The 12,079-nt window shown below is 71.8% G+C and carries 9 protein-coding genes; 3 read left to right on the top strand and 6 right to left on the bottom strand.

Annotated elements, in window-relative coordinates; translation table 11 throughout:
• Positions 1 to 71: 71 nt before the first annotated feature.
• Positions 72 to 1,436 carry an FAD-dependent oxidoreductase gene (locus GWK25_RS26020; protein WP_215453546.1) on the bottom strand — a complete coding sequence of 455 codons (1,365 nt, stop codon included), beginning with the start codon at positions 1,434 to 1,436 and terminating at the stop codon, positions 72 to 74.
• A 156-nt stretch (positions 1,437 to 1,592) separates the two neighbouring features.
• On the opposite strand from GWK25_RS26020, the gene GWK25_RS26015 reads away from it, so the two are divergent.
• Positions 1,593 to 2,078 (top strand): hypothetical protein, encoded by a 486-nt coding sequence (locus GWK25_RS26015; RefSeq protein ID WP_215453544.1) that lies wholly within the window; start codon positions 1,593 to 1,595, stop codon positions 2,076 to 2,078.
• A 53-nt stretch (positions 2,079 to 2,131) separates the two neighbouring features.
• Here GWK25_RS26015 and GWK25_RS26010 read toward each other — a convergent pair whose 3' ends face one another.
• The gene (locus GWK25_RS26010; protein ID WP_215453542.1) at positions 2,132 to 3,115 is read right to left on the bottom strand and encodes an aldo/keto reductase; all 984 of its coding nucleotides are present in this window, start codon (positions 3,113 to 3,115) and stop codon (positions 2,132 to 2,134) included.
• A gap of 51 nt (positions 3,116 to 3,166) precedes the next feature.
• Complete coding sequence (locus GWK25_RS26005) at positions 3,167 to 4,132, bottom strand: DUF1152 domain-containing protein (RefSeq protein WP_215453539.1); 966 nt, start codon at positions 4,130 to 4,132, stop codon at positions 3,167 to 3,169.
• Between the two features lie 119 nt (positions 4,133 to 4,251).
• On the opposite strand from GWK25_RS26005, the gene GWK25_RS26000 reads away from it, so the two are divergent.
• Positions 4,252 to 5,034, top strand: a complete 783-nt coding sequence (locus GWK25_RS26000; protein ID WP_215453537.1) for an alpha/beta fold hydrolase — start codon at positions 4,252 to 4,254, stop codon at positions 5,032 to 5,034.
• On the opposite strand, the gene GWK25_RS25995 is transcribed toward GWK25_RS26000, so the two are convergent.
• The 3 genes from GWK25_RS25995 to GWK25_RS25985 all read right to left on the bottom strand — a co-directional run bounded on the left by GWK25_RS25995 (position 5,015) and on the right by GWK25_RS25985 (position 9,639).
• The gene (locus GWK25_RS25995; RefSeq protein WP_215453534.1) at positions 5,015 to 5,806 is read right to left on the bottom strand and encodes a hypothetical protein; all 792 of its coding nucleotides are present in this window, start codon (positions 5,804 to 5,806) and stop codon (positions 5,015 to 5,017) included. The two genes, GWK25_RS26000 and GWK25_RS25995, sit on opposite strands and share 20 nt — an antisense overlap.
• 105 nt (positions 5,807 to 5,911) lie before the next feature.
• On the bottom strand, positions 5,912 to 6,799 hold the full coding sequence (locus GWK25_RS25990; RefSeq protein WP_215453533.1) for a Gfo/Idh/MocA family protein: 888 nt from the start codon (positions 6,797 to 6,799) through the stop codon (positions 5,912 to 5,914).
• A 62-nt stretch (positions 6,800 to 6,861) separates the two neighbouring features.
• Entirely contained in the window at positions 6,862 to 9,639 is a 2,778-nt protein-coding gene (locus GWK25_RS25985) for a SpoIIE family protein phosphatase (protein WP_215453532.1), read from the bottom strand.
• A 329-nt stretch (positions 9,640 to 9,968) separates the two neighbouring features.
• Here GWK25_RS25985 and GWK25_RS25980 point away from each other — a divergent pair, with 329 nt between their 5' ends.
• Positions 9,969 to 12,026 carry a DUF1996 domain-containing protein gene (locus GWK25_RS25980; protein ID WP_308404496.1) on the top strand — a complete coding sequence of 686 codons (2,058 nt, stop codon included), beginning with the start codon at positions 9,969 to 9,971 and terminating at the stop codon, positions 12,024 to 12,026.
• The last annotated feature ends 53 nt before the right edge of the window (positions 12,027 to 12,079 follow it).

Raw genomic sequence — 12,079 nt, 5'->3', positions numbered from 1 at the left:
GGATCTGCGCGACCAGCCACGGACGACCCGCAGCCAGAGCCCGCAGTTCCCCCCACCTCTTGAGGGGAGCGCTACGCGCCACTCGCGCGCAGCATGTCCTCACGCTCGACGATCTTCACGCGCTCACGGCCCTGCGGCTCGCCGAGCGCCTTCTCCGCCGCGTCGAGCTTGTACCAGCCCTCCCACGTGGTGAAGCGCACGTTCCGTTCCGCGAGGAACGCGTCGACGGCCTCCGGCGCGGGCGCGGACGGCTCGTGCAGCCGGCCGTTCGCGAAGTCGTCCAGGAGGTTGGCGACGGTCTCGTTGGCGTCGCCCTTGGTGTGCCCGATGAGGCCCACCGGACCGCGCCGGATCCAGCCGGTGACGTACGTCGACTGCAGGTGTGCGCCAGTCTCCTCGATGACCCGGCCGCCCTCGTCGGGGACGGTCCCCGAGTCGACGTCCCAGGGCAGCTTGGGCAGCTTGTCCGAGAGGTAGCCGACCGCGCGGTAGACGCCGGTGACGTCCCAGTCCTTGAACTCGCCGGTGCCCTTGACGTTGCCGGTGCCGTCCAGGGTGGTGCGCTCGGTGCGCAGGCCGACGACCTTGCCGTCCTCGCCGAGGATCTCGGTGGGCGACTCGAAGAAGTGCAGGAACAGCTTGTGCGGGCGGTCGCCGACGTCGCGGATCGCCCAGTTCTCCAGGGTCTTGGCGACCATGTCGGCCTGCTTGTTGCCGCGCCGGGTCGCGATGGAGCCCTCGTCGTAGTCGATGTCCTCGGGGTCGACGATGACCTCGATGTTGGGGGAGTGGTCCAGCTCCCGCAGCTCCATCGGGGAGAACTTCGCCTGCGCCGGGCCGCGGCGGCCGAAGACGTGGATCTCCAGCGCCTTGTTGGCCTTCAGGCCCTCGTAGACGTTGGCCGGGATCTCGGTGGGCAGCAGCTCGTCGGCGGTCTTGGCGAGCACCCGGGCGACGTCGAGCGCGACGTTGCCGACACCGAGGACGGCGACCTTCTCGGCCTGAAGGGGCCAGGTGCGCGGAACGTCCGGGTGGCCGTCGTACCAGGAGACGAAGTCGGCCGCGCCGTAGGAACCGTCGAGGTCGATGCCGGGGATGTCCAGTGCCCGGTCGGCGGTCGCGCCCGTGGAGAAGATCACGGCGTCGTAGAACGCGCGCAGATCGTCCAGGTTGATGTCCGACGGGTAGTCGACGTTGCCGAAGAGGCGGATCTGCGGCTTGTCGAGCACCTGGTGCAGGGCGGTGATGATGCCCTTGATGCGGGGGTGGTCGGGGGCCACGCCGTAACGGATCAGTCCGAACGGGGCCGGCATCCGCTCGTAGAGGTCGATGGACACACCGGGGTCGGTGGCGACGTCGGACTTCAGCAGCGCGTCGGCGGCGTAGATCCCGGCGGGTCCGGCTCCGACAATGGCTACCCGCAGAGGGCGGGGCATGTTCAGGTTCCCTTCGAGCGGAAGAAAAGCGTCTCGTCGGCAACCCTAAACTAAGGTAACCCTTACCAGGTACGCGGGTCGGGTCTATGACCTCATAAAGCGATCTTATGCCATTCGGGGGAATGGGCGGTCGGCGGGGATCCCCCGCAGGTATGCGTGTTTGCCGCGGCGGTGAACGGCAACGCGGTTTCCATGACTCGACCGAACAAAGACCCGAACGAGAACTCCGCGTCCGCCGAGACGGCCGCGGCCAAGGCCCGTCGCGCCACCGGCAAGGCGACCGCACCGGCCACCGCGTCCGCCAAGACGGCCGCGATCAAGATGGACGACGCGACGTCGTCCGCCAAGGCCGGGGCCGGACGCGCGGCCGACGCGGCCAAGCGCGCCGCCGACAGCACGAACGGTGCCGTGCACAGCGCCGTGAAGGGTGTCGAGGCGGGCCGCCAGGCGGTGGTGCAGGCCTCCGGCCAGGTGGCCGCCACCGCGAAGACCGCCATGACGGTGATCGCCCACCGCAAGCTCGTCGCCGCCGGCGTGGGCGCGGGCCTGACGGCCCTGACCGCCGCGTCCTACGCGGTCGGCCGCCGCTCCGGCCGTCAGGTCCAGGGCCCGATCACCCGGCTCACCGGCGGCCGTATCTGACGTGCCCGCGGGGGTCGTCCGGCGTGCCGCGCCGGACGACCCCGCACGCCGTCCTACCAGCGGTTCTCCACCTGCTCCTTGATCCGGCGGTCGTACAGCTCCCGGATCGCCGTGAGCGTCTCGCCGGACAGCTCCGGCAGCGCGGCGGCCGACGCGTTGGCGCGGGCCTGCTCGGGCGTGCGGGCGCCCGGGATGACCGTCGTGACGCCCGGCAGCTGGATGATCCAGCGCAGCGCCAGCTGGGCCGGGGTGAAGCCCTCGGGAGCGAGCGCGGCGAACTCGACGGCGGCCTCCACGCCCGTGCCGTAGTCGACGCCGGAGAAGGTCTCGCCCTGGTCGAAGGACTCGCCGTGCCGGTTGTAGGTGCGGTGGTCGTTCTCCGCGAAGACCGTGTCCTTGGTGTACTTGCCGGACAGCAGCCCCGAAGCCAGCGGAACGCGCGCGATGATCCCGACCCCCGCCTTCTCGGCTGCCGGGAGGACGTCGAGGAGCGGCTTCATCCGGAACGGGTTGAGGATGATCTGCACGCTCGCCACGCCGGGCCGGGCGATGGCCGTCAGGGCCTCGGCGCAGGTCTCCACGCTGACCCCGTACGCGGCGATGCGCTCCTCCTCGACGAGGGTGTCGAGCGCGTCGAACACCTCGTCGGAGGAGTAGACCGGCGTGGGCGGGCAGTGCAGCTGGACCAGGTCGAGGCGGTCCACGCCGAGGTTGCGGCGGGAGCGGTCGTTCCAGGCCCGGAAGTTGTCGAGGACGTAGTTCTCGGGGATCTGCTCCACACGGCGGCCCATCTTCGTCGCGACGAAGACATGCAGATCGGGCCTGCTCCGCAGGAACGTGGCGATGGTCTGCTCGCTGCGCCCGTCGCCGTAGACGTCGGCCGTGTCGAAGAAGGTCACCCCCGACTCGGCCGCGGCCTCCAGCACCGCGAGGGCTTGCTTGTCGTCGACGTCTCCCCAGTCGGCGCCCAGCTGCCATGTGCCGAGACCGACCACGGACGCGTGCTGACCCGACCTACCGAATGTGCGTTCTTCCATGGCGCCAGTCTGTCACCTGTTCCCCGTGGTCGGTGTGTGGCCGGTGTGTGGTCAGTGCGGGAAGACGCGCGGCGGACGCTGCCGGGGCAGCTGGTCGCGGAACTCCGCGACCAGCGAGCTGATCTGCCGGGTCAGCTCGGTCTTCTCCAACCGGTCCAGGTACAGGTTGCGGCGGGCCAGGCCCACCGCGTCCACGCAGAAGTACAGTGCCATCAGCGGGTTGACGAAGAGTTCGCTGTTGCGGGTCCGGTCGGTGAACCGGACGTCGCCGAACTCGCCCCGTACGGCCGCCGCGATCGAGCCGTTGACGATGCTCGGATGGGTCGGTGTGGCCCGCTGGGCGTGCGCCACCGCGTCCACGTAGAGGGCGCCCTCGCGGCTGTCGCGGGGCAGCGAGAACGCCCCGAGGTAGGCGCCGTCACGCTCCAGGGCGGCCAGGTTCTCCAGGACCAGCGCGTGGTTGACCCCGTGGTAGGCGTCCACGCCGAAGCCCAGGCAGGCCACCAGCCGCTCCGGGACCTCGTCGAGACCCGCGACGGCCCCCAGGCTCGCCATGTCCTCCTCAGGTGTGCCGAGCCCGTGCTCGTCGCCACGCATCAGGATGTCGGTGCCGCCGTCCACCAGGACGACCGCGTCCACCCCGCCCAGATGCCCGATGAGGGCCCGATAGGCGGCCCGCAGGGGTGCCACGCCCGTGCGGGACAGCGCGTACACGGTGCTGGGCATCCCGTGCAGGTCCAGCCACTCGGCGAGGGTGCGCTCGGGGAAGTAGTCGCCCCGGAAGGCGGTCCCGGGGCCGACCGCCGCGACATCCTGCTCCAGCCGCACGTCGAGGCTCAGACCGTACAGATCGGCGAAGGAGAGGTTGGCGAGATGCACCTCCTTGCCCGCCGACCGCAGCGCGAGGGCCAGCGGCAGTCCGGCGTAGATGTCGAAGCCGCCGCCGGCACCGGCCACGAGCACCCGCCGCGCCTCGCGCAGCCGTGTGAAGAACGGGGGTTGTCCGAGGGAGAACACCGGGGGAAATTAGCAGGGCGACGCAGGTCGCGCCCCCGATTTACGCGAGCCGGGCCAACGGCTACCGTACCGGTCAGTAACCGGAGATCACCGGACCGGACCGCACCGCAGGAGGCCCCATGCCGCAGCTCGAAGTCGACGGCGCCGCGCTGACGTACGACGACGAGGGCCCCCGCGAAGGCGACGGCGTGCCCTTGGTGTTCGTCCACGGCTGGACCGCCGACCGGCATCGCTGGGACCACCAGGTCGCGCACTTCGCCGCGAAGCGGCGCGTGATCCGCCTCGATCTGCGCGGGCACGGCGAGAGCGGCGGCGCTGGGGTGCGCACGATCGAGGAGCTGGCCAGAGACGTGCTCGCCCTCCTCGATCACCTGGAGGTCGAGCGCTTCGTCCTGGTCGGCCACTCCATGGGCGGCATGATCTCCCAGACCATCACCCTCGCCCACCCGGAGCGGGTGGAACGCCTGGTGCTGGTCAACTCCATCGGCCGCATGACCTACAGCCGTGGCCGCGGCCTGCTGATGGCGGTCTCCACCCGCGTCCCCTTCAAGCTGTTCGTCGCAGCCAACATCCAGCGCGCCTTCGCGCCCGGCTACCCCCGCGAGGAGATCCGGGAGTACATCCGCGCCTCCGCCGCCACTCCGCGCGAGGTCGTGCGGACCCTGTACGGCGCCATGCGCGCCTTCGACGTCCTCGACCGCCTCGGCGAGATCAGCACACCCGTCCTCCTCGTCCACGGCTACCACGACATCCAACTGCCCGTCGCCCAGATGCTCCGTATGGCCAAGGCCTGTCAGGACGCCGAGGTGCGGATCCTGGACGCCGGCCACGAACTCCCCGTGGAGAAGCCGGCGGAGCTGACCGCCACCCTGGACCGCTTCCTCACCGGCTCCCGGGTCTGAGCCCGCCGACCGAGGAGCCGAGGCCACCGAGGGAGCGCAGCCACCCGGCCACCGCGTCGACCACCGCCCGGGTCCGCGACAGCCGGTCGATGTCCGCGGCGAGGGACAGCGCCGCCCCCGTCCACGCGAAGCCGAAGGACCACACCGACAGCCACTCGCACAGGTACAGGGGCGTGACCGTCCAGTCGTCGCCCACCCCGGTGGCCGCCGCCACGGCGGCCAGCGCCATGAAGACGAGGATCAGCACACCGGCCACCAGATACGGCCGCCGCGCGTACGGCCGGTCCTTGAAGCCGCGCGCCCGGTACATGGAGATGCAGAAGGCCGCCATCGCCGTCAACAGGGCGACGGCGAAGACCTGGTGGAACACCGAGACCGTCCGCTGTCCCGCGTCGCCCCCGGACCCCGGCGCGGTGGGGAAGAGGGCGACGCCCAGGGCGCAGGTGCCGGCGACGGTGCCCAGGATGTCGTTGAACCGGTCGAACCGGTAGACGATCAGGAAGATCCCGAGCGCGCACAGGGCACCGACGAAGACGTCCCGGGTGCTCGTGTGGTACGCGCCGCTCATGGAACCGGGCCAGGAATCCCCACCGGCCCGGCCGTCGATCCGCGCCGCGATCCAGTTGCCGGCCGGCAGCGCCGGCGGGAGCAGCACACCGATGACCCCGACCCCCAGGCGCAGCCGCATGACCGTCCTCGCGTCCTGGTCCTTCTTCCGGGCCGCCGCCCCGCGCCGCGGGGGCTCGGCGGCGTCCCCGTCCGTCACGCTCACGGGCACCTCCTCACCGAACGCGCGGGGCGAAGGCATGCCCGCCACCGGACGATGTCCGGTATCGGCCGAACGCAAACTCGAACGCAGGGCTGCGAGTCGGGCTGGTCAGCCGGTCAACTGCGCTTCCGCGGCGGCCAGTAGCTCCGTCACACGCAGCGCGAACGCGGCGTCGCACGGATGCGGACGACCACTGCGGACCGCCGCCAGCAGCGCGTCCCCCGCCCGCACCAGAGCCGGTACGGCCCCTTCGTCGGTCGTGGGCAGCACGGCCGTCCCGGCCCGGCCGCGCAGCTCGACCGTGGCACCGCAGGCCGCGGGCGGAGCGGTGAGGCTGAGGGTGAGCGTGCTGGACGCCCCGCCGGTGTGCAGGAGCACCAGATGGACCGTGTCCCGGGGCCCCCGCACGGCGGCGGCCACCTTCTCCACGTCCCCGAGGACCGGCAGCAGCACGGACAGGGCGTGAGGGCCCACATCCCACAGGCCGCCCTTCTCCCGCCGCCACGGCGAATCCGCGAAAGGACTGTCGCTCTCCTCGTCGAACAGCGACCCGAACCACTCCGCGCGGCCCGTGAACCAGCCTTCCCCGGCGGCCTGTTCCGTGATCCACGCGTCGATCGCGGTCTGGAACCGGGCGGTGAAGAAGACGACCGAGGCGACCCCGCTCTCCTCGACCGCCTCGACGACGGCCCGCCCCTGCTCGACGTCGATCGACAGCGGCTTGTCGAGCAGCAGATGACAGCCCGCCCGCGCCGCGCGCACCGCGAGCGGTGCCTGGACGGAGGGCGGCAGGGCCACGGCGACCGCGTCCACGTCCGCGAACAGGGCGTCGACGTCCTCGTACACCGGCAGTCCGCCGTGCCGGTCGGCCAGTTCCTTGGCCGCCTCCGGGCGCCTGCCCCAGACACCCGCGAACTCCAGCTCCCGGTGGGCGCTCAGTGCGGGGGCGTAGGCCATCTCGGCCCACGGTCCGGTTCCGAGCAGTCCTATACGCATGCTCCGGTCTCTCCTTGTGCGTGGGGTGCTTGTTCCTTCCGGACGCGACTGTCCGGCGGCCGTCAGGGCAGCGCCTGCTCGGTCCAGATCGTCTTGCCGGTGGGGGAGTAGCGGGTGCCCCAGCGCTGGGTGAGCTGGGCGATGAGGTAGAGGCCCCGGCCGCCCTCGTCGGTCGTGGCGGCGTACCGCAGATGGGGCGAGGTGTGACTGCTGTCGGTGACCTCGCAGATCAGCTGCCGGTCGTGGATGAGCCGGACCCGGATCGGACCGCCGCCGTACCGGATGGCATTGGTGACCAGCTCGCTGAGGATCAGCTCGGTGGTGAACTCCAGCTCCTCCAGGCCCCAGACGGTGAGCTGCCGGGTGGCTTCCGAGCGCGCCCGGCGGACCGCGGCCGGGTCGTCAGGCACCTCCCACTCGACGACACGGCCCGAGTCCAGCGCCCGGGTGCGAGCGACGATCAGCGCGATGTCGTCGCTCGCCCGGCTCGGCGGCAGCGCGTCGAGCACGGCCTCACAGGTGCCCTGCGGCGAGCCGTCGGCCCCTGCCAGGGCGGCGCGCAGCAGTTCGAGCCCGTCGTCGATGTCCCGCTCCCGGTCCTCGACGAGGCCGTCGGTGTACAGCACGATGCGGCTGCCCTCGGTGAGGTCCAGCTCGGCCGTCTCGAAGGGGAGCCCACCGAGGCCGAGCGGCGGGCCAGCCGGCACGTCGGGGAAGTCGACCGTGCCGTCGGGCCGGGCCACCGCGAGCGGCGGATGACCGGCGCGGGCGACGGTGCAGCGCCGTGAGACCGGGTCGTAGATCGCGTACAGGCAGGTCGCCCCGGTGATCGGGGCGTTGCCGTCGAGGACCGCCTCGTCCTGGTCGATCCGGCTGACCATCTCGTCGAGCAGCCCCAGGATCTCGTCGGGCGGCAGGTCCAGCGCGGTGAAGTTGTGGACCGCGGTGCGCAGCCGTCCCATCGTGGCCGCCGCGTGCAGGCCGTGCCCGACCACGTCGCCCACGACGACGGCGACCCGGGTGCCGGACAGCGGGAGCACGTCGAACCAGTCGCCGCCCACCCCGGCCTGCGCGGGCAGATAGCGGTAGGCGACCTCCAGGGCGCTCTGCTCGGGCAGGGTGCGCGGCAGGAGGCTGCGCTGCAGGGTCTCGGCCATCGTGTGCTCGCGGGTGTAGCGGCGCGCGTTGTCGATGGAGACCGCCGCGCGCGCCACGAGCTCCTCGGCGAGCGCCAGCTCCTCCTGGTCGAAGGGTTCCGGCTTCTCCGAGCGCCAGAAGGTGGCGACGCCCAGCACCAGCTGGCCCACCCGCAACGGCACCGTGATCAGCGAGTGGATGCCGTACTCGACGACCTGCGCGGACCGTTCGAGGTCCTGGGCCTGCCAGCCGGTCGCCCGGCTGAGGTCGGCCACGAGGGTCGAGCTGCCGCTGTCGATGCTGCGGGCCTGCGGCGAGGAGGGGACCAGGTCGATCCGCTCGCCCACCTTGTACAGCGGCGCGTCGTTGCGGATCCCGGTGCACGCCGTACGGCTCAGCGTGGTGGCCGTCTCGGGCTCGTCGCCCCTGAGCGCGGCCGGGGCCAGGTCCACGGTGACGAAGTCCGCGAGCCGCGGGACCGCCACCTCCGCCAGTTCCTCGGCGGTACGGGTCACGTCCAGGCCGGTGCCGACGCCCACCCCGGCGTCGTAGAGCAGCCTCAGCCGCTCCCGGGCGGCCTCCGCGCGGCCGGAGAGGGCGCGCAGCTCGGTGGAGTCGCGGAGCGTGGCGACGCTGCCGGAGGGCTCGCCCTGGAGATCGGTGGGCCGCTGGTTGACCGCCAGCAGCCGATCGCCCACCAGGTGCACCTCGTCGTTGGCGACCCGCCCCGAGGCCAGCAGGTCCGCCACGTGCGTCTCGAGGCCCAGGGAGTGGACGTCCTGGCCCTCCGCGTTCGGGGGGAGGTCCAGCAGCCGGTACGCCTCGTCGTTGGCGAGCAGCAGCCGGCCCCCGCCGCCGACGATGATCACGCCCTCGCGCACGGCATGCAGCACCGCGTCGTGGTGCTCGTACATGCGGGTCATCTCGGACGGGCCGAGCCCGTGGGTCTGCCGCAGCAGGCGTTTGCTGACGAGCGCCGTGCCCGCCGTCGCCAGGGCGAGGGCCGCCGCGGCGGCGGCCAGCACGAGGGGCAACTGCTCCTCGGCCACCCCGCCCACGTTCTCGGTGGTGATCCCGGCCGACACCAGGCCCACGACCTTGCCGTCGGGGTCCTTGACCGGCACCACGGCCTGGACCAGCGGGCCGAGAGTGCCGTCCACCTCCTCGGTGAAGGACTCGCCCTTCAGCGCGGGCTCGATGGTGCCGACGAACTGCTTGCCGATGCGGTCGGTCTTCGGATGGGTGTACCGGATCCCGTCGGTGTTCATCACGACGATGAAGTCCACCTTGGACTGGACCCGGGCGGCCTCGGCGCGAGGCTGGAGCACCGCCGTCGGATCGGGCGCGTTCAGTGCCTCCCGGGTGCCCGGCGCGTTGGCGAACGTCTCCGCCACGGCGAGCGAACGGTTGTGCGCCTCCTTGGAGCTGTCGTGCCGTACCTGGAGGACCAGTGCCACCACGGCCGACACGACCAGTACCAGCACGATCACGACCTGCAGCAGGAACACCTGCCCGGCGACGCTGCGCCCGCTCAGGGTCGACCGCAGCCCCGAGAGCGGGCCCCGGTCGTGTTCCGGCTCCCGACTCGCGCCGCCGTCCGATCCATGCGGTACCCGCCGGGCGCGGTCGTCCCGGCCCTGCGCAGGCCGACCCTGGGGACGGCGGGTCGACTGAGAGCGAGATCGACCCAGGAGACGGACCATGTGCCCATGTCTACACTGCCCCGCGCCCGGAGGCGAGAGGGGGTCGTGCGCTGCCCCGGCCGAGGCCCTCGGCAGCCTGGTCGCGAGAGCGCTTGCTACCCCTTTGAGCATGTGTGATGCCTTGCTTCCTGTCGGATTCCTGTGAATCTGTGAGGCGTTTGAACACATCGAGGCCCGGCTCCGTATAAGGCTGGGGTTTTTCATGCCCGGACCCGACCACGACGTTGTAGGAGCTATCCGTGGGACGCACCACCAGGCGCAGACGCCCATCCGGAGCACGGCGCGCGACCTCCGCCGCGATCGCGCTGATCTTGGGCGGAGGTGGTCTCGTGGCCGTCAACGTCTACGCGTCGGCCACCGAGGACGGTGCGCCCGACGACTGGGTCGAGCGGGTCGCCTCCGCCGCCGGCACGATCGACTGCCCGGACGTCGGCAGCGAGCTGACGGAGGTGCCCGAGGGGGCACGGGAGGGCGTGGACAAGGAACTCGCCGCCCTGGACCAGCAGATAGCCGAGGCGTACCAGCGGCTGCAGAACTCCGTCCAGGCCCAGCAGCAGGACAGCGGGTTCGCCGACAACGCGATCATGAACCCGCTGAAGGAGAAGCGGGCGGCGACGATCGAGCGGATCGCGATCGCCATCGACCGCGTCGGGGACCGTCCCGACGGGCTCGACTCCCTCGCCGCCTGCGAACTGCGCCCCGCCGAGAACCAGGACGCCGGTCAGGACGGCGGTCTGCAGAACGGCGACGGCCAGAACCAGGGCGGCCAGGGCGATCAGAACCAGGGCGGGCAGCAGGGCGGCCAGGGGCAGCAGGGCAACGGAGGCCAGGCCGGCAATGGGCCGGTGGCCGCGGACTACGCCGACATCAGGTCCGTCCAGCCGAACGCCGGGAACCGCGGCGGACAGAACGGCTCCACCGGTTCCTTCAGCACCGACTGCGGCGTGAACGCCAATGGCGTGTTCAACTCGGACAACGTCATCGTCGCCCCCGGTGTCTCCAACGGCGCGCACCACTTCCACGACTACATCGGCAACCAGGGCAACAACGCCTTCGCCAGCGACGAGGACCTCGCCGCTGCCGACACGAGCTGCGAGAACCAGGGCGACAGGTCGTCGTACTTCTGGCCCGTGATCCGTCTGCAGAACGGCACCGCCGAGCAGGACGCCAACTCGCCCGGCGGCGGCATCGAGGGCAACGCCGGTGAGATCGTGACGCCCAAGGAGGTCACCATGACCTTCGTCGGCAGCCCGCGGGGCGAGGTCGTGGAGATGCCGCGGCTGCTGCGCATCATCACCGGCGACGCCAAGGCCTTCGTCAACGGCCCGGCCAACGCCAACGCGTCCTGGAGCTGCACCGGCTTCGAGGACCGGCAGCTGAAGGACAAGTACCCGCTCTGCCCCTCCGGCAGCGACGTCGTCCGCACCTTCAAGTTCCAGAGCTGCTGGGACGGGCGCAACATCGACAGTGCCAACCACCGCACCCACGTGGCCTTCGCCGCCGCGGACGGCAGCTGCGCGGCCGGCTTCAAGGCCATCCCGCAGCTGGTCCAGCGCATCGTCTACGACGTCGACGCGCCGAGCCTCCAGGACGGCGGCCGTACGACGCCGCTGTTCGCCGTGGACTCCTTCCCCGAGCAGCTCCACAAGGCCGTCACCGACCACGGCGACTTCATCAACGTCTTCGACGAGGACCTGATGCGGGCGATGGTGGACTGCATCAACGACGGCCGTGAGTGCGACGCGGCCGACCTCGACGGCGGCCAGGGCGACGGCGACGGTGACCAGGGCGACGGTGGCGGCCAGGGCGGCGACGCCGGTCAGGGTGACGGTGGCGACCAAGGCGACGGTGGTGACCAGGGCGGCGACGCCGGTCAGGGTGACGACCAGGGCCAGGACCAGGATGGCGGTCAGGACCAGGACCAGGACCAGGACCAGGGCCAGGACCAGGAGCAGCCGGGCAACGGCCAGGGCGAGGGCGCTGACCAGGACCAGGACGAGAACGCGGCCGAGCCCTCCGAGACCGCCCAGGCACCCGGCGGCGCGGACGACCAGGCGAACCAGGGCGGCGACAAGGAGCCCCAGGTCCTCGGCTCGGTGAAGGCGACCCAGCGCGGAAACCCCGCCGGCGGCGAACAGGGCGACCAGGGCGACCGGGGCGAGGGCGCGGACGACGCCGGGGACGGCGGCGACGCGGTCGCGGCCCCCGAGCAGACGCCCGCGGCGAACGTGCCGTCGGCTGCCGGGCAGCCCGGCGCGCAGGGGTCCGGGTCGGCGTCGGGCAGCCTCGCCGAGACCGGGTCGCAGCTGTGGCCCGCGATGATCGGCGGTGTGGCGGTGCTGGCCGGAGTCGTCCTGCTGCGCCGGGTCAGGCGCGGGAACTACTGATCCCGTACCGCCCCCTGGATGCGGTCCCCATGCTCCGCCAACCTTGTTGGTTT

The sequence above is a fragment of the Streptomyces sp. ATCC 21386 genome, assembly GCF_018728545.1.
Lineage (GTDB): Bacteria > Actinomycetota > Actinomycetes > Streptomycetales > Streptomycetaceae > Streptomyces.
This window is presented reverse-complemented; position numbering and strand designations above follow the sequence as displayed.

Bases quoted from the DNA above. Each gene is read 5' to 3' on its own strand.
- GWK25_RS26020 (WP_215453546.1), bottom strand. From the start codon at position 1,436: ATGCCCCGCCCTCTGCGGGTAGCCATTGTCGGAGCCGGACCCGCCGGG.
- GWK25_RS26010 (WP_215453542.1), bottom strand. From the start codon at position 3,115: ATGGAAGAACGCACATTCGGTAGGTCGGGTCAGCACGCGTCCGTGGTC.
- GWK25_RS26000 (WP_215453537.1), top strand. From the start codon at position 4,252: ATGCCGCAGCTCGAAGTCGACGGCGCCGCGCTGACGTACGACGACGAG.
- GWK25_RS25990 (WP_215453533.1), bottom strand. From the start codon at position 6,799: ATGCGTATAGGACTGCTCGGAACCGGACCGTGGGCCGAGATGGCCTAC.
- GWK25_RS25985 (WP_215453532.1), bottom strand. From the start codon at position 9,639: ATGGTCCGTCTCCTGGGTCGATCTCGCTCTCAGTCGACCCGCCGTCCC.